The organism is Bacillus sp. 41-22 (assembly GCF_025809295.1).
In the GTDB taxonomy this organism is placed as follows: domain Bacteria; phylum Bacillota; class Bacilli; order Bacillales; family Bacillaceae_G; genus Bacillus_A; species Bacillus_A mycoides.
In genome coordinates this window covers 348,829-374,467 of sequence record NZ_CP084035.1, presented here as the reverse complement: position 1 = coordinate 374,467, position 25,639 = coordinate 348,829, and the positions used below count along the sequence as shown (strand labels likewise).

The 25,639-nt window shown below is 36.4% G+C and carries 20 protein-coding genes and 1 riboswitch; of the genes, 6 read left to right on the top strand and 14 right to left on the bottom strand.

The genetic code is table 11. The features are described 5' to 3' along the window. Positions 1–279: 279 nt before the first annotated feature. A complete protein-coding gene (nhaC, locus tag LCF45_RS01985; RefSeq protein WP_002010164.1) occupies positions 280–1,701 on the top strand; it encodes a Na+/H+ antiporter NhaC in 1,422 nt (473 codons plus the stop codon). On the opposite strand, the gene LCF45_RS01980 is transcribed toward nhaC, so the two are convergent. Then, positions 1,698–2,975 carry a hypothetical protein gene (locus LCF45_RS01980; protein WP_002124924.1) on the bottom strand — a complete coding sequence of 426 codons (1,278 nt, stop codon included), beginning with the start codon at positions 2,973–2,975 and terminating at the stop codon, positions 1,698–1,700. The two genes, nhaC and LCF45_RS01980, sit on opposite strands and share 4 nt — an antisense overlap. 93 nt (positions 2,976–3,068) lie before the next feature. On the opposite strand from LCF45_RS01980, the gene LCF45_RS01975 reads away from it, so the two are divergent. Together LCF45_RS01975 and LCF45_RS01970 are read left to right on the top strand one after the other, a co-directional pair. Beyond that, on the top strand, positions 3,069–4,178 hold the full coding sequence (locus tag LCF45_RS01975; RefSeq protein ID WP_078203774.1) for a mandelate racemase/muconate lactonizing enzyme family protein: 1,110 nt from the start codon (positions 3,069–3,071) through the stop codon (positions 4,176–4,178). 14 nt (positions 4,179–4,192) lie between these two features. Then, the gene (locus LCF45_RS01970; RefSeq protein WP_002124919.1) at positions 4,193–4,888 is read left to right on the top strand and encodes a hypothetical protein; all 696 of its coding nucleotides are present in this window, start codon (positions 4,193–4,195) and stop codon (positions 4,886–4,888) included. Positions 4,889–4,957: 69 nt separating this feature from the next. On the opposite strand, the gene LCF45_RS01965 is transcribed toward LCF45_RS01970, so the two are convergent. From LCF45_RS01965 to rlmD, 5 genes are all read right to left on the bottom strand, one after another. Beyond that, a complete protein-coding gene (locus LCF45_RS01965) occupies positions 4,958–5,665 on the bottom strand; it encodes a M48 family metallopeptidase (RefSeq protein WP_050000819.1) in 708 nt (235 codons plus the stop codon). Between the two features lie 94 nt (positions 5,666–5,759). Continuing rightward, positions 5,760–6,278, bottom strand: coding sequence for a YehS family protein (locus LCF45_RS01960; RefSeq protein WP_003187106.1), 519 nt, complete (start codon positions 6,276–6,278; stop codon positions 5,760–5,762). Positions 6,279–6,651: 373 nt separating this feature from the next. Next, on the bottom strand, positions 6,652–8,670 hold the full coding sequence (locus LCF45_RS01955; protein ID WP_263894487.1) for a GAF domain-containing sensor histidine kinase: 2,019 nt from the start codon (positions 8,668–8,670) through the stop codon (positions 6,652–6,654). A gap of 214 nt (positions 8,671–8,884) precedes the next feature. Beyond that, positions 8,885–9,874 carry a tRNA dihydrouridine synthase gene (locus tag LCF45_RS01950; protein WP_263894486.1) on the bottom strand — a complete coding sequence of 330 codons (990 nt, stop codon included), beginning with the start codon at positions 9,872–9,874 and terminating at the stop codon, positions 8,885–8,887. A 201-nt stretch (positions 9,875–10,075) separates the two neighbouring features. Beyond that, the gene (gene rlmD, locus LCF45_RS01945; RefSeq protein WP_002124913.1) at positions 10,076–11,452 is read right to left on the bottom strand and encodes a 23S rRNA (uracil(1939)-C(5))-methyltransferase RlmD; all 1,377 of its coding nucleotides are present in this window, start codon (positions 11,450–11,452) and stop codon (positions 10,076–10,078) included. Between the two features lie 121 nt (positions 11,453–11,573). After that, positions 11,574–11,675: riboswitch (purine riboswitch) on the top strand. A gap of 196 nt (positions 11,676–11,871) precedes the next feature. Here rlmD and LCF45_RS01940 point away from each other — a divergent pair. After that, complete coding sequence (locus LCF45_RS01940) at positions 11,872–13,068, top strand: NupC/NupG family nucleoside CNT transporter (protein WP_002063580.1); 1,197 nt, start codon at positions 11,872–11,874, stop codon at positions 13,066–13,068. 45 nt (positions 13,069–13,113) lie between these two features. Here the strand turns inward: LCF45_RS01940 and LCF45_RS01935 are convergent, their stop codons facing one another. After that, positions 13,114–13,821, bottom strand: a complete 708-nt coding sequence (locus LCF45_RS01935; RefSeq protein WP_002124912.1) for a hypothetical protein — start codon at positions 13,819–13,821, stop codon at positions 13,114–13,116. Positions 13,822–14,326: 505 nt separating this feature from the next. Between LCF45_RS01935 and LCF45_RS01930 the strand changes: the two genes are divergently transcribed. Then, on the top strand, positions 14,327–15,409 hold the full coding sequence (locus LCF45_RS01930; RefSeq protein WP_263894485.1) for a polysaccharide deacetylase family protein: 1,083 nt from the start codon (positions 14,327–14,329) through the stop codon (positions 15,407–15,409). 116 nt (positions 15,410–15,525) lie between these two features. Continuing rightward, positions 15,526–16,755: an aminopeptidase gene (locus LCF45_RS01925; protein WP_002010058.1), complete on the top strand. Its 1,230-nt coding sequence runs from the start codon at positions 15,526–15,528 to the stop codon at positions 16,753–16,755. Positions 16,756–16,795: 40 nt separating this feature from the next. On the opposite strand, the gene LCF45_RS01920 is transcribed toward LCF45_RS01925, so the two are convergent. The 7 genes from LCF45_RS01920 to gatB form a co-directional block, all read right to left on the bottom strand. After that, a complete protein-coding gene (locus tag LCF45_RS01920; RefSeq protein ID WP_002029495.1) occupies positions 16,796–17,119 on the bottom strand; it encodes a DMT family transporter in 324 nt (107 codons plus the stop codon). Positions 17,120–17,166: 47 nt separating this feature from the next. Further along, a complete protein-coding gene (gabD, locus tag LCF45_RS01915; RefSeq protein ID WP_002191777.1) occupies positions 17,167–18,618 on the bottom strand; it encodes an NADP-dependent succinate-semialdehyde dehydrogenase in 1,452 nt (483 codons plus the stop codon). Beyond that, entirely contained in the window at positions 18,611–19,978 is a 1,368-nt protein-coding gene (locus LCF45_RS01910) for a sigma-54 interaction domain-containing protein (protein ID WP_002029493.1), read from the bottom strand. The genes gabD and LCF45_RS01910 overlap by 8 nt, the downstream gene beginning before the upstream one ends. Before the next feature lie 306 nt (positions 19,979–20,284). Then, positions 20,285–21,649, bottom strand: a complete 1,365-nt coding sequence (gene gabT / locus LCF45_RS01905; RefSeq protein WP_002124901.1) for a 4-aminobutyrate--2-oxoglutarate transaminase — start codon at positions 21,647–21,649, stop codon at positions 20,285–20,287. A 154-nt stretch (positions 21,650–21,803) separates the two neighbouring features. Next, entirely contained in the window at positions 21,804–22,550 is a 747-nt protein-coding gene (locus tag LCF45_RS01900) for an HAD family hydrolase (protein ID WP_078178030.1), read from the bottom strand. Between the two features lie 194 nt (positions 22,551–22,744). After that, positions 22,745–23,650, bottom strand: coding sequence for a diacylglycerol kinase (locus LCF45_RS01895; RefSeq protein ID WP_002010051.1), 906 nt, complete (start codon positions 23,648–23,650; stop codon positions 22,745–22,747). 558 nt (positions 23,651–24,208) lie between these two features. Next, positions 24,209–25,636 (bottom strand): Asp-tRNA(Asn)/Glu-tRNA(Gln) amidotransferase subunit GatB, encoded by a 1,428-nt coding sequence (gatB, locus tag LCF45_RS01890; protein WP_263894482.1) that lies wholly within the window; start codon positions 25,634–25,636, stop codon positions 24,209–24,211. Positions 25,637–25,639 lie beyond the last annotated feature (3 nt).

Genomic DNA, 25,639 nt, shown 5'->3' with positions numbered 1-25,639 from the left:
TCCTTCCCCTAATTACAAACCATTCAGATTAATTATACTTATGAAAAACAGATGTTTTTATGAACATATTGAATTTTAAGAAAAAAGTCAATTGTTTATTTTTCAATACCGTTAATACCCGATTTCAACTCATCTTATAAAGATATCCATACAAATAGAAGATTCGATATTTTCTGTTTTTATATTGACGCTTACATCTATTTTTAGTTATTATAACTTAATAACGTCTATTTTGCGACAATTCTAAAAATACAAACATACATAATGAGGAGGCAGTTTATGAAAAGAGAAATACCTTTTGGCATAGCAATAATCCCTATTATCATTACAGTTGCAGTTATGATGGTTACAATTGTTGTATTAGAACAAAGCCCTCACGTCCCACTTATTATCGGTACAACCGTTGCTTCGATCGTCGCTTGGCGGTACGGTTACAAATGGAATGACATTGAAGAATCGATGTATAAAGGAATTCGCCTTGCATTACCCGCTATCGTTATCATTATTCTTGTAGGTTTAACGATCGGTGCTTGGATTGGCGGCGGAATCGTCGCTACTATGATTTATTACGGCTTAAAACTTTTAACTCCATCACTATTTTTAGTTTCAATTACAATTATTTGTTCTATCGTTGCATTAGCAATCGGTAGCTCTTGGTCTACAATGGGAACAATCGGTGTTGCTGGAATGGGAATTGGCCTAAGTATGGGAATCCCAGCTCCAATGGTTGCCGGTGCTATAATTTCCGGTTCTTATTTTGGCGATAAAATGTCACCGCTTTCAGACACGACAAACTTAGCCGCAGGATTAACAAATACAGATTTATTCACACATATTCGTCACATGTTATTTACCACAATTCCAGGTTTAATTATTACTCTTATCGTCTATGCTTTCTTAGGAAGAAGCTTCGGCGATAACAATATCGATGCAAAAAGCATCGATCAAACGTTACAAGTATTGCAACAAAACTTTGTTATTTCGCCTTTCCTATTAATTATACCCGTAGTCGTTATGGTATTGGTCGCTAAAAAAGTCCCTGCTATACCAGCTATTCTCGTAGGTGTTATTTTAGGATTCTTATCACAAGTCTTTATTCAAGGTGGCTCTGTCTCATCAGCTGTCGGTGCACTCCAAAGTGGATTTGTCATAGACACTGGAAACAAGCTAGTAGATGAACTATTTAACCGTGGTGGCTTAAGCTCTATGATGAATACAGTTTCTATGACAATTGTCGCTATGACTTTCGGCGGAGTACTAGAACATACTGGCATTCTTCGCTCAATTGTAAATCAAATTTTAAAATTAGCGACATCATCAAAAGGACTTATCGCTTCTACCATCGCATCTTGCTTTGCAACGAATCTTACTTGCTCTGAACAATATATTTCGATTGTTGTTCCTTCAAGAATGTATGCAAATGCGTACACAGAAAAAGGACTACATTCTAAAAATTTATCCAGAGCATTAGAAGATGGTGGAACATTAACTTCTGTTTTCGTACCTTGGAATACATGTGGTGTATTTATACTCGCAACACTTGGAGTCGGTGCATTCGAATATGCTCCTTATGCTATATTGAATTTCATCGTACCTATTATCTCAATCATTTATGGTATAACTGGATTCACAATTACGAAGCTATCTGATATTGAAAAAGCAGACCTACTGAAAAAACAAAAAGCACAACTAGAAGCTTAAAATTTTTGAAACGAATACAACGGTAAATTCAGCTCATATATTGCACGAGGGCGCCCTTGTTGATAGGGCATTTCCTCGCCGCAAATATTGGCATATCTGTAATCAACTAATTTCTTTAACAGCCTTTCCGTCGATCGCCGAGTCACTTGTAAGTACTCAGAAAGATCCGCCGCTGTAAATTTCAATGATGGATGCGATTGACTAAACTGAATAATTTTTGACAAGTTTGCAGGACTAAGCTTCGTTTCCTTCGCTATTTTCATTAATTCAGGATTATCGTTTTTTAAACTTTGTACTCTCTGTTCTTTCGGGAACGGACCAAATAATTCTTTATCACTTGTTAGTATATAAAAGCAGCTTTCTATCGGATTATTCTTTGCGAAACCTCGAGCGATTTTTGCATTTTGTTCCGCTTCATTTACTGTTTTTCCGTAACCAAATCCAATAGATACTGCGCCTTCTATATTCATAAATAAACGGTCTATCGTATTTGTTTTTATACTCAATTCAATATCACCACGAGTTGTATACAAAATAAAAGTCATTTCATCAACTTGTTTAAATGAACCACGTAATTCTTTTGAAATTACATTTAATTGTTCAAGCGAGCTTTCTTGTAACTCTATAAAGGATATAATACAAGCACCAACAGTAGCTGAATGGCTTTTTGCTAACTCAGCTTTTATTTTTGCATCTTTTAACCCATGTATAATTGATTGCGTTGGATCTATCATACGCTCTGAAGGAATGCCTATTTTTTGAAGTTCGTCGTAGACAGCGTGAATACTAGTTAAAGCTAAATCAACCTCTCCAGATTGATATTTAGCTAAATGAAAATCAATGATTCTCTTAATTTCATCATTACTCCATAACATATTTTCATAATCCATCACTTGCGGCGTTTCTTGTAGACCGATGTCATGGAACACATTTGTAATAAACGAACGATCTACTAAATCAATTGAAATTTTATGAGGTTGAATACTTTGATGGTATATTATAGAAAGGAGTGAAGATGCGACAGTTGTCTCGTCTTGCTGCAAATATACACTTGGAATTGGTAATTGTTCTCTTATTTCTTTTGCCATATAATAAGGTAGGGCACCCGAGAAAAAGATAGCATCACAAGGTTTTAAACGCTTTAATAGTTCAGAAGATTCTGCCGGATGAAGGTAAATATATGGATCAATCTCTATTTCTTCTAGTTTATGAGCAATAGGTAAAAGATTCTCCATAAACTCTTTTGAACCGACAACTGCAATTTTTATCATCATTTTCTCTAACTCCTTATCATTAATTAACGACTATTTAACGTCAACTATATCAAATGTACAAAACCATTGTAAACAGGAAGGGGTCTTTATTCAATGAAAATTACAGCTATTCATCTTTACGCAATTCGTTTACCACTTCGCGATCCGTTTGTTATTAGTTATGGTTCTTATTCTGATATGCCTTCTATTATCGTCAAAATGGAAACAGATGAAGGCATTATCGGTTACGGTGAAGGCGTTGCTGATGATCACGTTACAGGTGAATCATGGGAAAGTACTTTCCATGTTTTAAAACATACACTAGCTCCTGCTCTAATTGGGAAAAATCCAATGAATATCGAAAAAATACACGATATGATGGACAATACAATTTACGGTATTCCTACTGCGAAAGCTGCGATTGATATCGCTTGTTTTGATATACTGGGTAAAAAACTAAATCAACCTGTATATCAATTAATTGGAGGACGCTACCATGAAGACTTTCCTGTCACTCACGTCTTAAGTATTGCAGATCCAGAAGACATGGCTGAAGAAGCTGCCTCTATGATTCTAAAAGGTTACCAATCTTTCAAAATGAAAGTCGGTACAAATGTAAAAGAAGATGTAAAACGAATTGAAGCTGTACGTGAACGTGTAGGAAATGATATCGCGATTCGTGTTGATGTAAACCAAGGATGGAAAAATAGCGCAAACACATTAACAGCACTTCGTTCATTAGGTCATTTAAACATCGACTGGATTGAACAACCTGTTGTAGCGGATGATATTGATGCAATGGCTCATATTCGTTCGAAAACAGATCTTCCGCTTATGATTGATGAAGGACTAAAAGGCTCTCGTGAAATGCGCCAAATTATTAAATTAGACGCAGCTGATAAAGTGAATATAAAACTAATGAAATGCGGCGGCATATATCCAGCTGTAAAACTCGCTCATCAAGCTGAAATGGCAGGCATTGAATGCCAAGTTGGATCCATGGTCGAATCATCTGTTGCCTCTTCCGCAGGATTCCATGTCGCTTTCTCAAAAAAAATCATTACTAGCGTCGAGCTAACGGGACCATTAAAATTCACGAAAGACATCGGAAACTTACATTACGACGTACCATTTATTCGCTTAAACGAAAAGCCGGGACTTGGCATTGAAATAAACGAAAATATATTACAAGAACTAACCGTCTTTCAAGACGTTGTACGCTAAAGGAGGACTAACGCATGACGATTCTTTACGAAGGAAAATTAAAACAAAACAACGATTCATTTCACGTTACATTACTATCTTTAGAACATATGGAACAAATTTTATCATTACAAAACGTTATAGTTGAAGCGCTAGAAGATAAAGGTCGTTTACAACCACTCTCGCTAGAAGAATTTCAATACATTCTAGAAGGAAACGGCATGATGATCGGGGCGTTTATACAAAACGAGCTCATCGCATTTCGTGCCCTACTAGTCCCTCCTATCGACGATGAACATTTAGGGCTTGATATTGGTCTACCAGAAAGTCAGCTACACCGCGTCATCTATCAAGAAATCTCAAACGTTCATCCAAACTGTCGAGGAAATGGCATGCAAAAAATATTAGCCACAGTCATCATGGATGAATTACAAAAAGAAGACAGCCAGTACGACTATGTTTGTTGCACCGTTGCACCTTTTAACATTCCGAGTTTAAAAGATAAATTTGCGCAAGGGATGGAAATTGCTGCACTGAAGGAGAAGTATGGCGGTAGTATGCGGTATGTTTTTGTGAAGGAATTGCGTAAGGACACAGAAAGAGATTGGACGAATGTTAAAAGTGTTCCGATGAGTGATGTTAGTGAAAAGCAAGCGTTACTTTCAGAGGGGTATCGTGGGTATGCGATGGAGAGAATAGACGATACTTTCACTGTGAAGTTTGGACGATAATCTATGTACAAAGAGAACCCTAATTCATTAGGGTTCTACTTTATTTCATTCCACAATCTAAAGTAATAACTAAACCGTCATCTTCCAACTAGATAACGCTAACCAGTTTTCCATTTCCTTATAATCAGGCATTATCTTCCCGACAAGACGCCAAAAAGAGCGATCATGATTTAAATGAACCATATGACACATTTCATGAACAACTACATAATCAATTACCCTTTGAGGTGCCATTGCTAGCTTCCAATTAAACGTTAACTGTAGATTTGAATCACAAGTTCCCCACGTACGACTACTATCTGTAATACGAATAGAACGTGGTTTTGTTTTAAAATTACTTTGATGCGCTTTAATACTCTTCTCTACTAATGCTTTGCACTGCTTATAGTAAAATCGTTTTAAAGCCTGCTGGATTTTCTCATCCTTAAGCTCATTCACATAAATGTGTAGCTTATCCCCTTCAAAAACTGCATTGTCTTGCGTAATACTTGCATCTTGAGAAATCTGTATCGGATACGTATTCCCTAAATACAGAAAGCCCTCGCCTTGATCATAATCCTTTTCCTGTGGACCAAGCGCTCGCTCCTGCATTTCCTTACGTGTTTTCTGAATCCAATCCCATTTCTCCTCTAGCAGCTGGACTAAGTATTCAACAGGTGTTCCCTTTGGAGCTTGCACTTCCACATTTCCGTACGAATCTACAAAAAGACGCACCGACTTTTTCTTCTTATAAGTTATATGAAAATTAATTGTCTCACCTAAATATGTATGTACCATTTCATCACCTAGTGTATTATTTTACAAATAAAAAAGAATAGGACACAAACGCCCTACTCTATCTATTATATCATTTACTGCTTTAACAAACTTATTATCCTCTATACTTTACAGCCAATCCCTTAATGAAATTCCTTGCGTATCTATCGCCGCACTCTTTGTAATGCTTATGGCCTTTCTTTCTTAATAAAGCGCCTAATTCTCCTTTTGTTACGATAACTCCTACGCTGTCTAATATATCAAGCACATCTTCACTCGTTAAAGATAGTGCTATTTTCATTTTCTTTAAAAGAAGGTTATTGGCACTCTCCTTGCTCTGTACAGGTGCCGGTTGCCCTGGTTTCGGATCTTGCTTCCCTCTTTTTAAAGTAATAAATCCATTTAAAAATGCCTCTAGCATCATCATGTCGCATGTTAATACGTACTCATCTTCGATTACATCATCATTTTCAGCTTCATGTTGTGGACTTCTCTTTACTTTTGTAAGCATATCAAGTACGTCCTCTTTCGTTACTTCCATCCCGCCAAGTTCAAAGATTTCTACCATATCTATATCTCTTATATCTAAAGCGTATCTTACTCTTTTTAATATATCGTTGTTGCTCATTGCCATTGTATTTCCTCCTGAAATGTTGATTATAGTAATGCTTTTAGCATGTATAAATTAATATCGTTAAGTTATTACTTTAACATTTTAGAGGTAGGTTTTGTAGTCTTAGGTGGATTAATGCTTTTGGGGATGATTTTAAAACAGCAAAAAAGGATGGGATAATCGCGCAAAATTACGGATGGGGATTTACTATTAATTAACACACTTAAAAATGGACTAACCTGATATAGGTTAGTCCATTTTTATGCAACTCTAATTTAGTGGGCAACTCAAACATGAATGTTACGCAAAATTCAGGTGAAATATATTGATTGTGTTTACTTAGGTTTTCCATTTTTATTTGTGGTACGGTTCACCGTAACTAATCTAAATGAGGTTATTGTTCATTATTTTCATAATTAAATTTAACAAAAAAGGTAGTGCCTTCCGAGCCTGTTTGAATTTCTATTTTCGCATTATGCCGGGTAGCAATAGCATAACATACGCCTAATCCCAATCCAGTTCCATTATCTTTGGTCGTGTAAAATGGAGTACCCAGTTTCTCTAATACTTCAGGCCTGATACCTTTTCCTTGATCCCGCACTGCAAGCACCACACAATTTTGACATTCCTTGTAGGTGCTAATGGTTAGAATTTTCCCTGTGCTCATCGCTTCTAAGCCATTACGGTATAGGTTTATTAATAATTGCCGTATCTCATTACGATTTAAAAGTAATTCTGGAATGTCATTTGTATCGACTTGAATATATTTATTTTGATTATACGTATCAATCTTTATTAAAGGAATAATATCGTGGATAATTGAATTTAAATCTAACATCTGCAAATCCGATTTCTTTGTATTACCCATTGAGAGAAATTCAGTAATAATAGAATTGGCACGGTCAAGTTCTTCAATCATTAATTTAAAGTACTTATTATGTTTCTCATAGGTGTGCTCTTCTTTTAATAACTGCAAAAACCCTCGTACTGTTGTCATTGGATTTCTGATCTCATGGCTGATACCTGCTGCCATTTGTCCTATTAAATCTATGTTGGATAACCTTTTCAATTCCTGCTCATATTGCTTTTTTTCCGTTATGTTTTTAAAAATACAACAAATACCATCATCATACGGGTATGCAATAACTTCGTGCCAATATTCATCAGAGATAGAAAAAAATTCGAAATGAACTGTAATTCGCTCTGACATTGCACGATGAAATTCCTTATACATAACTGCGTCGACGCTACTCGGGAAGACCTCCCATATATTCTTACCTAATACATCTTTTGCTGTTTTTCTTTGTGGAAAATATTGATGCTTATTTACGTACGTGAATTCCCATTTATTATTCAAAGTAAAGAATCCATCCGTAATAATTTCAATCACACTTGTAACTTTTTCATTAGCAGCAGCTAGTTCCCTCGTTCGCTCTTCCACCATGCTTTCAAGTTGATCCATATATAACAAGTTTGAAAACGTAGGAGCTGTGGCATCAACGATAGATTTTGCCAGTTGAATTTGGGAATTATCGTAATTGTGAGCTTTTCCCTCTTTGCCCACGACGATTACCCCTAATACTTCTCCCATTGAAACCAATGGAATCATCAGTAGACCCTTACTATCTATATTTTTTGTTTGAATAACCTCTTGGATCTTGGCTTCATAGCTTTTCTCCATCCAATCCGCTTCTGTCCAATCACAGTCCTTGCTTAACTTCGTTGTTTTAATCGTTGTTTTGTCTATCGGGTCTAAAAGGTGGGCAGCCATGTTTTTACTCTCTAAAATCTGTCCTAAGTAAAAAAAACATTTATCAAAACTCTCCTGTATCGAGGAACACATTGATAACTCACGGGTAACATCTAGTAACAGCTGCTTCTCGGCAATAAGGTTTTCCTTTTGTCTTAAATTATTTGCGTTTTGAATTGCGACCGCAGCCATATTTACATAAGCTTCAACACTTTGAATTTCTGAATCTGTTAAGTTCATTGGAGCTCCATAATCAAATAAAAAAACCAGACCAAATAACTCTTGCCCAAATGAGATAGGCAGGGCTAATAAGGACTTAATTTTGAACGCATCAACTGGTCTCGGATCCGGCCGATGATCCTTTGAGGTATCAGGGATAGAGATGGTTTTTTTGGTTTCAATAACTTCTTTTGCCAGTAAGTCTATTTCAGGATCAATTACCTGAGTATCGAGCGTTACGCCATTTATGGTCTCTGGTTTTCCTGCAAACCCTCTAAATGTTCCATCTTCCTGGGGTAAATAAATTCCAACAGCGTTGCACCTAACAATCTCCTCTGATATCGCCATTGTTACACGCTGCAATACTTCACGTAGTTCTAATTTTGTATTTATTATTTTTGTTATATTCGCGAGCCTAGAATATCTCGTCTGATCACTTAACATTCACATAGCCTCCAAGTTATAGGCATAATAAAATAAACATGATAATATCAGTGAAAATCAAGACCAACCTGCCATTTTCAATTTTCTCCTGTATTCTTTTCTTACCCTTGTTTTACATAGAATACCTCACTTACTTATGATACGGTTCACCTTAATTAAAATGGAACAAACACTCATAAAATCGCTACACCCTATCCCCTCTAACTTTCAAAAGTTACACTGTTTCACTATCTCCATCCTTATCAACACTCGCCTCAAACTTATCAAGCAACGCACGCACTTCATCAGTTGATTTCGTGTTCATCAATTGATTTCTTAGTTCAGCAGCTCCAGGGAATCCTTTTACATAAATTTTGAAGAAGCGATGAAGCCCTGTGATTGAACGTGGTAGTACTTCTGCATATTGATCTTGAAGGTCAAGCTGCAGTCTTAAAAGGTCAAGGTGTTCTTGACTGCTATGCTCTCTCGGTTCTTTTTCAAAGGCAAACGGATTTTTAAAGATTCCTCGTCCAATCATAACGCCATCAATACCGTATTTTTCTGCAAGTTCCATTCCAGTTTGACGGTCAGGAATGTCTCCATTGATTGTTATTAGCGTATTTGGTGCGATACGGTCACGTAATTTTTTAATTTCCGGAATTAGTTCCCAGTGCGCATCTACTTGGCTCATTTCTTCTCTTGTACGTAAATGAATAGAAAGGTTTGCAATATCTTGTTTAAAAATGTGCGTTAACCAATCCTCCCACTCGCTTAACCCTTTAAAGCCAAGTCGTGTTTTTACGCTGACAGGTAGTCCGCCCGCTTTTGCTGCTTGAATAAGTTCTGCCGCAACGTCTGGACGTAGAATAAGACCACTACCTTTTCCTCTTGATGCTACGTTCGGTACAGGGCAGCCCATATTAATATCAATACCTTTAAATCCTAACTCTGCCATACCAATACTCATTTGACGGAAATATTCAGGATTATCTCCCCAAATATGCGCCACTATCGGTTGCTCATCTTCTGTAAAAATTAAACGGCCACGTACACTTTTCATACCTTCTGGATGACAATAGCTATCCGAGTTTGTAAACTCTGTGAAGAATACATCTGGGCTACCAGCTTCACTTACTACGTGACGGAAAACAACGTCTGTCACATCTTCCATTGGTGCAAGTACGAAAAATGGTCGTGGTAAATCATTCCAAAAATTATCTATCATTTCAAATTCAAATCCTCTCAATATGAATACAATTTCAAACTCTCAATTTAAAAATATAAAGCCAAATAGCAAAAGTACATTTGGACATTTATATTTTGTGAAAATCAGCAATATTCATTTTAACTAAAATCGTTGCTGAATGGTATTTTTATAAACCAAAAAGCAGATGGTATAGATTTTTCTATATCAACTGCTTTTTTATTATACCAACTTAAGCCAAGTCACACACTCTACATGAGTCGTATGCGGGAACATATCAACAGGCTGTACTTCCTGTGTTTTATATCCGCCTTCTTCTAGCACTTTTAAGTCGCGTGCTAATGTTGCTGGGTTACACGATACATATACGACGCGCTTTGGCTTCATGTCGATGATTGTGTTTAGTAATGCTTCATCACAGCCTTTACGCGGTGGGTCTACGACCATTGTGTCGGCGATTACGCCTTCTTTGTACCATTTTGGAATGACTACTTCTGCTTCTCCTACGCCAAATTCAGCGTTTGTCATGTTGTTTAGTGCTGCGTTTCGGTTTGCGTCTTCGATTGCTTCTGGGACGATTTCAACGCCGTACACTTTTTTCGCTTTTTGTGCTAGGAATAAGGAGATTGATCCAATTCCGCAATAGGCATCAATTACTGTTTCGTTACCATTTAATTTTGCGTATTCTAACGTTTTATCGTATAGCACTTTCGTTTGTTCTGGGTTTACTTGATAGAATGAACGTGCTGAAATCGCGAATTTAATGTCACCGATAAAGTCATAAATATATTCTGATCCGTACAGTACTGTCGTTTTGTCTCCGAAAATAACGTTTGTACGTTTCGTGTTTACGTTTTGAACGATTGATTTTACTTCTGGGAATTTCGCTGCGATTTCTTCAATGATTGCTTCTTTATTTGGCAATTCAGCTGTACGTGTAATAAAGACAAGCATAATTTCCCCTGTTACTTGTCCGTAGCGAGCCATTACGTGGCGAAGTGTTCCTTTGTTACGCTCTTCATTATAAGCCGAAATACCGTGCTTTTCACAAATACGTTTTACTTCTTGAATTAATGTATCGTTTTCTTCCGCCTGAATTAAGCATGATTCCATATTAATGATGTCATGCGTTCCTTGACGATAGAAACCAGCTACAAGTCCACCTTCACGTTCTCCAATTGGCACTTGTGCTTTATTGCGGTATACCCACGGGTTTTTCATTCCAAGTACAGGATGAACAGGAACATCACTTAATCCACCGATGCGCTGCATAACGTCACGTACTTGTTTTTCTTTCGCTTTTAATTGTCCTTCATATGTTAAGTGCTGAAGTTGACAACCTCCGCACTCGTTGTACACGGGGCATTCTGCATCTTTACGATATGGACTTTCTTGATGAAGCTTCATTAAACGACCAAACGCGAAATTTTTCTTCACTTTAATAATTTTAATTTGCGCTTCCTCACCTGGTAATCCGTTTTTTACGAAAATAGGATATCCCTTCACTTTCGCAACACCGGCACCATCATGTGTTAAATCTTCAAACACTACATCTATAAACTCGTTTTTTTCAACTGGTGGCGTCATTTTTATACTCATTTTCCGACCTCTCTTTTTCATAACACTGCGTTACATTTTATCATACTTATATGGTCTATTTCTATTGGAAGAAAAAAAGCTATTGACGATAGTTCTCTAGTAATGTTACGCTACTACTAATTTAATACGGACGATGTTACCTCATATATAGTCGATAATATGGATCGAGAGTTTCTACCCGGCAACCTTAAATTGCTGGACTATGGGGAAAACTAATGAATATTAGCCTATGTATAAAAAAGACTCCTATTGATTAGCTTTCTCTCATAGATGAAAGTGAATCCATAGGGGTCTTTTTTTATTTTTCAAAAAGGTCAGACATCTTACGTATGACATGAAACTTCCATTACTTTATTTTTAGTAATATAACGAGCGTTTTATGTAAAAACTTTATACGAACTTCTGAAAGGGGCAACTACATGCAATATGTAATGAGCATTATCGGTATTCTTGTCGTTTTAGGTTTATGCTTTGCTTTGTCAAACAACAAAAGTAAAATCAACTTCCGTGCAATTGCTATTATGATTGGTTTCCAAATTTTAATCGGTTGGTTTATGTTTGGCACAAAAATTGGTCAACAAATTATCATCTTCATTAGTAAAGTTTTCAACAAACTAATTAAACTTGGTACGACAGGTGTCGATTTTCTCTTTAATGGAATTCAAAGAGATTTTGTCTTTTTCTTAAATGTATTATTAATTATCGTATTTTTCTCAGCACTACTTTCTATCTTTAGTTATTTAGGTGTTTTACCATTCATCGTTCGCGTTGTCGGCGGTGCAATTTCAAAAATTACTGGTTTACCACGCGTTGAATCATTCCACGCAGTAAACTCTGTATTCTTCGGTTCAAGTGAAGCGTTAATCGTTATTAAAAACGATTTACAGCATTTTAATAAAAACCGTATGTTTATCATTTGTTGTTCTGCGATGAGCTCAGTTTCTGCTTCTGTTACAGCATCATACGTAATGATGTTAGATGCGAAATATGTACTAGCAGCTCTTCCACTAAACTTATTCTCAAGCTTAATCGTTTGTTCGTTATTAACACCAGTTGATACGAAAAAGGAAGATGAAGTGATTCAAAAATTTGATAGAACTCTATTCGGAGACAGCTTTATCGGCGCAATGATTAACGGTGCGCTTGATGGTTTAAAAGTAGCTGGTATCGTTGCCGCATTAATGATCGCCTTTATCGGTGTTATGGAAGTTGTAAACTACGTAATTAGCGCTGCTTCAGGTGCAATGGGATATGCTGTTACTTTACAACAAATCTTCGGTTATATACTTGCTCCATTCGCATTCTTAATGGGTATCCCAACTCATGATATTATCCCAGCTGGTGGTATTATGGGTACGAAGATTGTATTAAACGAGTTTGTAGCAATCCTTGATTTAAAAGGCGCTGCTGCAACATTAGATCCACGTACAGTTGGAATCGTTACTGTATTCTTAATTAGCTTTGCAAGTATTAGCCAAATTGGTGCAATCGTTGGTACAATCCGTGCCCTTTCTGAAAAGCAAGGAAGCATCGTATCAAAATTCGGTTGGAAAATGCTATTTGCATCGACACTTGCTTCTATTTTATCTGCAACAATCGCTGGATTGTTTATTTAATAAAAAATCACCTTACTTGTTTAAGTAAGGTGATTTTTTGATTCTTTATGAAACCGAGTGAAATTCGACCGCTTCTTCTGTATTGATAATCCTATCTTTATATATACCTTTTATTGAAATATAAATGATAGATTTGTTTATGTTTTTTAACTTTCCTAATGAAAAATGATAAAGTAATCCATCGCTTTTTAAGGTCCACATCTTCCCACTCCATGGCCCAGTAGCTTTTTGTTCATCCGATGCCTTTATTTCACCTTCATATTCACACTCTCCAAAAGGAGTTTTAATTGTATTCTTCTCTGTATCAATTCGAATATTTTTAATTAGTTTCAAATTCTCATCAGAGAGAATTTGAATTTCATGGTCTTTCTTTTTAAAAAAGAGTTTTCCGTCTTTTGTATTTATATATTCTGCATTATTCATTTCATCTATCATAAAATCATATTCTTCTTTTGTAATACCCAAGTTTTGATGATAAGGAAAAGTTTTTTTCGGGATAATTTCTTCTTCTGCATACTTCAAATACCAATCTAAATTATTTGTAATGCTAGCGCTCATCTTATTTCCGATTTTCTCCAATTTCTCTTTTATCCCATAAGGAAATTCTAGCGTCATAATATCCGCCGTAACTTCCGCATTCATAAGGCGTGATGGAATATACTCCTCCACACTATTCGCTTTACTCACTTCACTTTGACAACCGACTATGAATAGCGATATGAAAAGGATATATACTAGTTTTTTATATTTCATTTCTGTTCTCCACTCCGTACATCATTCTTACTTACATTTATAGCGGTTCTTATTATAGTCCAAGATCCTGATATTTTAATAGAAACTACTCTACATATGCAAAATTGCATATTAATAAACCTTTCTCTTACTTTAAAATTAACTTGAATCATTTACCAAAATATACAAATCACAAATGAACAATGTTATAATTTGTAAAAAATATATTGGAGGATATTATGAAAGCTCACGCCCTTTTCGACTTCTTACACTTACTAGTTTTAAGCATGAAAAGCTATTATGTATGGGGAATGCCAATCTATGTATTCATTATCCCTCTTATTTTTGTAGTAGGTTATATCATTATCAAATCAAATAAGAAACGCAAGAATACCTCTATTCAAAGTCACTAACCTACCATTCACCTAAAAATGATATGATGAACAAGGGTATATCCCCACCTCTCTTATAGCGGTGGGGATTTTAATGTAAGCATGCAACATAATACACAATAGAAGGTGATTTTATGAGAAAATACGCAGCGATTGCTTTATGTACATCTGCTATTCTAGTAGGCTGTAATACTAGCAATGTAAGCCAAGAACCTAAAAAAGAGAAAAAGGTACAAGAGTTCAAAAAACAAGAAGAGACGGTGCGGGAACAAGGTAAAATTTCTTATAATCCAATTACGCACGAATCTACAAACGCAAATATTCATATTACAGACATAAAAGATTCTTTAACCGAAGTACAATATAAAATTTGGCGCACTGCTGATGGAAAGGAAAGTGCTAAATCCTTTTCTTCTAAAGAGAAAAATCAACAATTTACACTTCCCTTTGATATAAAAGAATTTGAAGGAAAACGCGGTGAATATCAAATTGAAGCTACAGGAACAACAGAGGGCGGAAAAACTATTCCACTTACGAAATCTACTATTACTTTCGAGCAAAAAGTTCCTGTTCTTATGTACCACGCAATTGATGATTATCATGGACAAGGTATTAAAGATTTATTCGTATCACCTGCTAACTTTGAAGCACAAATGAAGTATTTAAAAGAAAATGGTTATACTTTGTTAACGTTTGAACGCTGGGGCGATATAAATAAAGTAAACAAGCCGATTTTCGTTACATTTGATGACGGTATGAAAAATAATATGAATGCATTTCATGTTTTACAAAAACTAAAAGACGATACATTTAAACCAGCGGCAACAGAATATATGATTGTTGATAACGTTGATGTAGAAGGAGCTCTTTCTACATCTGAAATAAAAGAAATGGTTGATTCAGGTATTTTTTCTGTACAATCTCACACAGCAACACACGCAGACTTGCCGAAAATTACAAACTATGATGAAGAGTTAAAAGGATCAAAAGAAAAGCTAGAGAAAATAACAGGTAAGCCTGTTATCGCAATTGCTTATCCATTCGGTCATGTAGATGATAAAGTTGTCGCAGAAACAAAGAAACACTATCAATTTGCAACAACAACGAAGCCTGGACAATTCATTACGAAAGGTGAACCTGATGAATTGTTAAAAATGAAGCGTGTTCGCATACACCATACAACGACTGTAGAACAATTTGCTTCTTCGATTAAATAACTATCAGAGCTCAATACATTTTGAGCTCTCTTTTTACGTTATATTTATATATATTTTTAGAATTTTCTTGTATTATATATAGTAAGAAATCTTTCAAACTAAAGGAGATTATACATATGTCATTTGAACAAACGTTAGAGAAATATGCTGCCCTTGCAGTCAATGTTGGTGTTAATATTCAACCCGGACAAACTTTATCAATCAGTGCACCTCTTGAGGCTGTACAGTTTGTACGCCTCGTTACAGAAAAAGCATATAAATCTGGTGCAAAACACGTATATGTTGATTGGAATGATGAGACGTTAACACGCTTAAAGTTCGATCTAGCTCCTGAAGAAGCTTTCTCTGAATTCCCTTCTTGGAAAGCACATGCTCGTGAAGAATTAGCAAAAGAAGGCGCTGCATTTATGTCCATCTATGCAGAGAATCCTGATTTATTAAAAGGTGTAGAACCAAAGAAAATTGCAACAGCTCATAAAGTAGCTGGAGAAGCGATGAAAGTATACCGTGATTATGTACAAGCAGATAAAGTAAGCTGGTGCGTAATTTCTGTTCCTACGAAAGAATGGGCTGCAAAAGTATTCCCTGACGTAGCGCCAGAAGAACAAGAAACAAAGCTATGGGATGCTATCTTCAAAGCTACTCGTGCTGATTTAGAAAATCCTGTGGAAGCATGGAAAGAACATGATGAAACACTACATACAAAAGTAGATTACTTAAACGAAAAACATTATAAAGCTCTTCACTATACAGGCCCTGGAACAGACTTAACAATCGAACTTCCAGAGAAGCATGTATGGGCTGGTGCTGGTAGCTTAAATGAAAAGAACGTAGCATTTATGGCTAACATTCCAACTGAAGAAGTATTTACAATGCCTCTTAAAACAGGTGTGAACGGCCAAGTATCTAGCACAAAACCGTTAGCATTTGCAGGTAACATTATTGATAACTTCACGTTAACATTTGAAAACGGACGTATCGTAGACTATAAAGCTGAATCTGGTGAAGAGGCTTTAAAACATTTAGTAGAAACAGATGAAGGTTCTCACTTCTTAGGCGAAGTAGCTTTAGTACCTCATGATTCACCAATTTCAAACACAAATATTTTATTCTACAATACGCTATTTGATGAAAATGCATCTTGCCACCTTGCAATCGGAAATGCTTATGCATTTAACTTAGTTGGCGGAAAAACAATGTCTAAAGAAGAACTTGCTGAAAATGGCGCAAACGCTAGTATTACACACGAAGACTTCATGATTGGATCAGCTGAGCTTGATATCGACGGCATTACAGCTGATGGAAGACATGAGCCGATCTTCCGTAAAGGTAACTGGGCGTTTTAATAAAAATAAAAGGCTATCTTCCACGCCGGAAGATAGCCTTTTATGATGCCGATGACACTTTCAGTCCAATTACTCCTAAAACAATAAAGAGAATACAAAATGCTTGGAATAAATTAATATGCTCTTTAAAAAAGTACACACTAATGATTGTAATAAGTAGCGTTCCCACACCAGACCAAATTGCATAAGCAATGCTTAAATTAATCTTTTTAACAACGATAGCAAACACGCTGAAACAAATTCCATAGAATACGAAAATAAGTACACTTGGAACAAGCTTTGTTAAACCGTTCGATAACTTCATCGCAATCGTTCCAGCTACTTCAAAAATAATTGTTACGAGTAATAATAGCCAATATACCATACTAGAATCTCCTTCTCTGTTACCTTATAGAGATTCTAGTATACTACTTATAGTCCTAACGAAATATATTTAATTTCTAAATATTCCTCGATACCGAAATGGCCTCCTTCACGGCCGATACCACTTTCTTTAAAGCCTCCAAATGGTGCTTGTGCAACTGATGGAAGGCCATCGTTTAAGCCGATAATTCCGTACTCTAACGCTTCACTAATTTGGAATGCTTGGCTAATATCTTTTGTGAAAATATAAGCAGCCAAGCCATATGGTGTATTATTTGCTCGTTCGATTACTTCTTCAACTGTTTTAAATTTCGCAACTGGTGCAACCGGTCCAAATGTTTCTTCATTCATACAAAGCATCTTGTCATTTGCCAATCCAATTACTGTTGGCTGAATGAAATAACCATCTAACTCTGCAAATTTATGGCCACCGTATAAAACTTCTCCGCCCTTTTGAATTGCATCTTCAATATGTTCTTGTACTTTCGAAACTGCATTCGCATCAATAAGTGGACCTACAGTTGTTCCTTCGCCGAATCCATCTCCGACTTTAAGCTGCTCTACAGCTGTTGTGAACTTCCCTGCAAATTCTTCATAGACTTCTTCTTGAACAAAGATGCGGTTTGTACATATACACGTTTGTCCTGCGTTACGGAATTTCGAACCAATTACCGCTTCTACCGCCTTATCTAAATCAGCATCATTCATAACAATAAATGGAGCGTGACCACCTAATTCAAGCGAAACCTTTTTCATCGTTTGCGCAGCGCTAGCCATTAATTCTTTTCCAATTTCAGTTGATCCTGTAAAGGAAACTTTTCGAACGCGCTCATCTTCCATCCACGTATCAGCAATTGCTTTTGCACTACCTGTTACAATATTTATTACACCTTTTGGAATATCTGCTTCATGTGCTAATTCAACTAACTTCAATGCAGTTAATGGCGTTTGACTCGCTGGTTTCACAACTGCCGTACAGCCTGCTGCAAGTGCTGGAGCTACCTTTCTCGTAATCATAGCAGCCGGGAAATTCCAAGGCGTAATAGCTGCCATAACCCCAACTGGTTGCTTCATAACTAAAATACGCTTATTCGGATGAGAAGCAGGAATCATTTCACCGTATATTCGCTTTCCTTCTTCTGCGTACCATTCAACAAAACTATTTGCATAATTCACTTCACCAAGTGCTTCTGCAAACGGCTTCCCTTGCTCTCTCGTCATGATTGCTGCGATTTCTTCTTTATTTTCATCAATGAGCGTGAACCATTTTTTTAACTTTACTGCGCGATCCGCTGCCGTTAATTTTGACCATAATTTAAAAGCCTCATGTGCAGCATCAACTGCTTGCTTTGCCTCTGTAATCCCGCCCTTTGGTACAGTTGCAAATACTTCCTTTGTCGCTGGATTATTCACTTCGATTTGTTCTTGCAGTGTAATCCACTCACCATTTATATACATCGCTTTTTTCTCTAAGTTTACGAACGTCGCTTTTTTATCCAATGTTTTCTTCCTCCTCTATGAACTTCTTAATCTTCCTAGTAGCAGCAGATTGACTTATTTGTAAAAACTCAGCCACTTTATAACTTGATCCATACGTTTTATACGCTTTAAGAATAATATTTCTCTCTACCTCTTCCAGCATTCTATAAAGACTTTGTCCAGATTGTTCAACTGTTGCCTCTTGCATAGATAGTGGCAAATCTTCTACCGTTACAAAATCATCAGCAGTGATAACAATTCGTTCAATTACATTTTCAATCTCTCTATTATTTCCTTCCCAAGGGTACCCTACAAACATTTGTAACGTACTAGGAGCTAACTTTACATCCCGTCCGTACTTTTTATTAAAATGCTGTAAATAATGATAGATGAGCGGCAAAATGTCTTCTGTTCTCTCCCGAAGTGGTGGAATTGAAATTGGAATGACATTCAGACGATAGTATAAATCTTTCCGGAATGTTCCTTGTTTCACCATCGTACTTAAATCTCTATTTGTTGCCGCTACAATTCTAACGTCCACCTTTTTTAATTCTCTTCCGCCTATAGGACGAAACGTTTTTTCTTGCAATACTTGCAAAAGCTTCGCTTGAATTTCAAGCGGCATTTCACCAATTTCATCTAAGAAAAGGGTTCCTTTATGCGCTGATTCTAATAGCCCTTTTTTCCCTTCACGATTTGCACCTGTAAAAGACCCACCTGAATATCCAAAAAGCTCAGATTCGATTAAATTCGTCGGCAATGCCGCACAATTAATTTCATAGAAACTTTCATTCTTCCGGTGACTCACTTCATGCAAATGGCGTACTAATCGGCTTTTCCCCACTCCAGTCTCACCTAATACGAGAACAGTACTATCTACTACTGATACTTTTTTTATTGTTTCGATTATTTTTTGCATAGCGATACTTTTAAAAATAAGTCCTTCGTGTTCATATGTTTCTCTTAATTCTTTTTTATATGTTTTTAACTGATTATCCATTTCCTCTACCTTTTGACGTAATTGATAGAGTTCTGTAAGATCACGAGAATAACTAATCACTCTTCTTAAATTTCCCTCATCATCAAAAACAGGCCTTGTACGAACATGCAAATACTCTCCTGATTTCGTTGTTTGAACAAGTTCAACTGGCCTTTTCTTTTCAATTACTTCTAACGTTGCAGACGGATAAAAAATCCCTTCTTTTTGTAGTTCTTTTACATGCTTTCCTACTAATTCCTTAGCAGAGAGCTGGTAATGTCTTTCACACATGCTATTTACACGTACAACGATTCCTTTATCATCCGTAACAAAAATTTCGTCAAATGCATATTCAAATACATCTTGTAAATCCATCAACACTCGTTCCTTTTCTGCAACCATCCTAGCCACCCCTTACTTTAAATCCATCGATTCACTTCACTACCTTTAGTATAAAGTGAATTTTCTGCATTTTATATAGAGTAAGCTAGAATGTTTTCAATTTGTTATTTATACAAATCTATTTATATTTTTCAACACATAATTCGCTGCCTTGAAAAATACAGAATGCCATCGCAACCACACCCTCACTTTGTTTTAGCTTGGCATGGGGCAGGAAAAGGGGCTGATCGATTCTATATATGACCAGATGCTCTCTTCCGCCTAAAAAGAAAAGCTTTATGCCCTTTTTTAAGTTATCCCAATTCTTTAAACACGAGCGATATTTGCTTGCTCATAACAAGCTTGCAATGATTCTTCAATTATTGTTAAACCTTCCTCAAGTTGCTCATCTGTAATCACTAATGGCATTAAAACACGAATAACATTTCCATATGTTCCTGCTGATAGTAGAAGTAATCCATGCTTATTTGCTTCTGCACATAAATTAGACGCTAGTGTTTTATCAGGCGCTTTCGTCTTGCGATCTTGAACGAGCTCGAATGCACACATTGCCCCTAAGCCGCGCACATCACCGATGCAATTATATTTGTTTTTCATCTCTTGGAATCGGTTCATTACGACTTTCCCTACTTCTATCGCTCTATCATTTAATTTCTCTTTTTCTATTACATCAAGCACAGCTAATGCAGCCGCACATCCTAGTGGGCTTCCTGCATATGTTCCGCCCAGTTCTCCCGGTGCAGACTCATTCATAATTTCTTTACGCCCAATGACACCACTTATCGGTACACCAGCACCTAATGATTTAGATACCGTAATTAAGTCTGGAACGACATCATAATGATCAATTGCAAAGTATTTTCCGGTACGACTAAAGCCTGTTTGAATTTCATCAGCTACAAATAAAATACCGTGCTCTGAACAAATGCTGCGTACTTCTTGAACGAATTTCTTACTTGGAACGATAAATCCGCCTTCCCCTTGAACAGGTTCCATTACAACTGCTGCAATTGTTTCTGGTGCTACTTCTGATATAAAGAAGTTCTTAAACTCTTCAATGATAAAATCATCATATTGCTCTTCTGTTAACCCTTCTGGGCGACGGTATTCATATGGGAATGGCGCTTTATATACTTCTGGAGCAAATGGGCCAAATCCAAATTTATATGGTTTTACTTTACTTGTCATCGTCATTGTCATTAATGTACGCCCATGAAATCCTTTAGAAAATGCGATAATTCCAGGTCTCTTCGTATATTTACGAGCAATCTTCACTGCATTTTCAACCGCTTCTGCCCCACTATTTAAAAACAGCACTTGTTTATCGAAATTACCTGGCGCTAATGCGGCCAGCTTTTCTGCCAATTCAATATATGGCTCATACATCATCACATTAAATCCAGTATGAATATATTGATCTACTTGTTTATGAAGCGCTTCTTTAACAGCTGGATGACAGTGTCCTACATTAATTGTTCCAATTGCTCCTGCGAAATCAATGTACTGATTTCCATCCACATCTGTTACGAGTGCACCATTTGCAGACTGTACAAATGTTGGAATACCATTACTTACTCCTTTTGGTACTATATTTTGGCGGCGTTCTAATAAAGACGCTGCTTTCGGTCCTGGAATTTGTTCATTTACTTTAGCAAATTTTTTTGTGTTCACTGTGTACCCCATCCTTTTCTATACAATGTTTTCTCTTTATATTGCAAGATGTATGCCAACTTCCTCTTTCTAGTATTCATCCCATTCTCTTACTATCTCGGCATAAAAAATAAGTCTATAAAGACTCATATAGAGTCCTTATAGACTTATTCATTTATACATTAGACTTTCCTTGTTCCCAAATAAACTCACCTGAATGAGAAATTAAATCTTCAACAGATTGTAATACTAAATCTGCAAGTGGTTCTAGCGTTTGACGATCACCCGTACCAGATAGTACGCCAATCGCATAACAGTCGCCACCATTTTTCGCTAAATATAAATCCGTCGGTGTATCCCCGATGACTGCTACTTCACATGTCTCTAAATTAAATCTCTCACAAAACGATTCTACAATTTTTTTATCTGGCTTCTGTGCTGGAAACGTATCTGAAGCTACAACATAATCAAAAAAAGACTCTAATTGATACTGTTTTAAAAATAATTCTGTCGGTGCGAAATCATCAGCTGTAACAACACCTAAAATAAATCCTTTATCCTTTAAACCTTGTAAAATTCTCGGTAAATCCGCAGTCATTTTCATATAGGAACGATGCTCGTACATAAGAGCAAACAACTTTTCACTCACCCATTGATGCATCTCTTCTTCTCTAGATGATGCAATATACTTACAAAGCCCCTTGGCCACATCAAGACTCGTTCCAGCAGCGAGCGCACTACGCGGATGAACAAATGCTCCATCTACGCCAATCTCTTTTAATAAAGCCTGCTGCATTGATTCTGGTAATTGATATAAATTTATACATTCTGCAACAAGCTCTTCAGCTACTTTTATCCAAATTGAATGAAAATCCATTAATGTCCCATCTTTATCAAATAATATTGCTTTTACCTTCTCCATAGCACCCTACCTCTCATTTCTTATCTCTTCCAGTGTATCAATAAAATATGGATATAAAATAAACGGATTGTAAAAATACCATAAAAATCAAACTAACTTACAATTTACAATTCATCTGCACATAGAGAAACTTTAATCAGTGGGGGAATCTTATTGCTCGCAAATAGTGAGGTGAAAGCAAAAAAAAGATGCCTTTACAGGGCATCCTCTTGATGTTCAGGAACAAATAGTTCCAGACAATGATATATATTTTCAAATTCCATTGGTGCATCTCCGCCATATTCACCATCTAAGTTGATCATTAATTTATCAGGTGAATGCACTTTAATACGATTCGCTTGTGTATATAGCACTTTCGGATTGTTAATATGTTCCCCACGCTGTGCTTGTGTTGCTGCTTTAATTAAATCAGCGATAGAACCTTTTTTCAGTACTAATAAATCAAATAATCCATCGTTAATAGATGCATATGGTGCTACTTTTTCGAATCCACCAACTGAACGAGTATTCGTAATTAAAAACATCGTAATTTCTTCTTGTAGCAACTTCCCATCATACTCAATTTCAACATATGTTGGATGTAATGATGGTAACATTTCGATTCCTTTTAAATAGTAAGCAAGTTGGCCTAATACCGTTTTTAGCTTGCTTGGTACTTCATATGTTAATTCTGTGATACGGCCGCCACCAGCGATATTAATGAAATATGTATCATTTGCTCTACCAAGATCTAACGGTACCGTTGTTCCTTCACAAATAATATCCGCAGCCTCTTCAATAACACGAGGTACACCGATCGCACGCGCAAAATCATTTGTCGTTCCAACTGGAATAATTCCAAACTTTGGACGATGCTCATGTCCTACTAAACCGTTCACTACTTCATTTAACGTACCATCACCACCAGCTGCGATAACAACATCAAACTTACGATCCGCAGCTTGCCTCGCTGCCACAGTCGCATCTCCAGGACCAGTTGTCGCATGACAAGACGCTTCATATCCAGCTTGTTCTAATTTTTGTAATACTTCTGGTAAGCTCTTCTTAAATAGCTCGCGCCCAGAAGTAGGATTATAAATAATTCTTGCTCGCTTCATCATTTATTAGCACAGGAAATTCCTTATTCATTGAAAAACGAATACACCGAACCCTTATTCAGTATCCCTATGCTTACCTCCTCTCATCTTCCTATCCTTCTTTAATTCCGCTCAAACAGGCAGTAAGAACCCGATTCGTGTAGCTCATCAAAAGTAACTATTCACTCCTGATAGTTTTGCTTTATTTAACCAAGAAATTTATCCCGCTATTTGCAGGCAGTAAAACTCCCACTGATTAAAGTTTCACTTTATGTCTATCCATTCTCTCACATCAATTTACATATAATGAATAATAATTATCTATTATTTCATGAGATGAAAAACTCTCTATGTCTAGATTTATCATTATTCCCACCTTTTTGCAACTATCATACCATAGTTGCTATACAAACATTTTTTCACTTTTGACAGTTAATCAAACGTTTGTTTAAATTATTTTTCACCATTTAAACAAACGTTTGATTAACTCAGAAAAAACACCCAAATACGGGTGTTTTTTCTGTTTAATCTTTAAGAATCTATACTATTTTAGCGTTCAAAAATAAGAATTCTTCTCTTTTTTTAGCGCTTATTAATCTCTTCAAGTAAGATTTTATTAACAAGCGGTGGATTTGCTTGTCCTTTTGTAGCTTTCATAATTTGACCAACTAAGAAGCCAATTGCACGGTCTTTACCGTTTTTAAAGTCTTCAATAGATTGCTCATTATTATCAAGAATTTCTGTTACAACCTTACGAAGTGTTCCTTCGTCAGAAATTTGAACCAGACCTTTCGCTTTAACGATTTCTTCTGGGTCTCCACCTTTTTCAATTAATTCATTAAATACTTTCTTCGCGATTTTAGAAGAAATTGTACCTTTTTCAATTAATTGAACCATTTTAGCTAAGCCAGCTGGCGTTAATGCAACTTCTTTTAATTCTTTTTGTTGTTTGTTTAAGTATGCAAGTACTTCACCCATTAACCAGTTTGATGTTAATTTCGCATCAGCACCGTCTGCAACTGTTGCTTCAAAGAAATCAGACATCTCTTTCGTTAATGTCAATACATGCGCATCATAAGCTGGTAAGCCAACTTCTTCAACATAGCGAGCTTTACGTGCATCTGGAAGTTCTGGAATAGAAGCACGAATTTCTTCTTTCCACTCATCGTCGATGTAAAGTTCAACTAAGTCTGGCTCTGGGAAGTAACGGTAATCGTCAGATCCTTCTTTTATACGCATTAAGATTGTTTTCTTCGTTGCTTCGTCATAACGACGTGTTTCTTGTTGGATGATACCACCAGATAATAATTCTTTTTCTTGGCGCACTTGCTCATGCTCAAGACCTTTTTGCACGTAAGTGAAAGAGTTTAAGTTTTTCAGTTCTGCTTTTGTACCGAACTTCTCTTGTCCAACTGGACGAAGTGAAATATTCGCATCACAACGAAGAGAACCTTCTTCCATCTTACAATCAGATACACCTGTATATTGAATGATTGATTTTAACTTCTCTAAGTACGCATATGCTTCTTCTGGAGTACGCATATCTGGCTCAGATACGATCTCGATTAAAGGCATCCCTTGACGGTTGTAGTCTACTAATGAACCGTCAGCTGCATGCGTTGATTTACCAGCATCTTCTTCTAAATGAAGACGTGTAATACCGATACGTTTCTTTTTACCGTCTACTTCGATTTCAATCCAACCATTTTCACCAATTGGCTTATCAAATTGAGAGATTTGGTAAGCTTTCGGATTATCTGGGTAGAAATAGTTTTTACGGTCGAACTTCGTTTCCGTTGCGATTTCACAGTTTAATGCCATTGCGGCTTTCATTGCAAAGTTAACTGCTTCCTTATTTAAAGTAGGAAGTACCCCTGGGTATCCTAAGTCAATTACACTTGTTTGTGTATTTGGCTCCGCTCCGAATTCTGTTGGACTCGCAGAGAAAATTTTCGAATTTGTTTTTAACTCAACGTGAACCTCTAAACCAATAATTGTTTCTAAATTCATCTA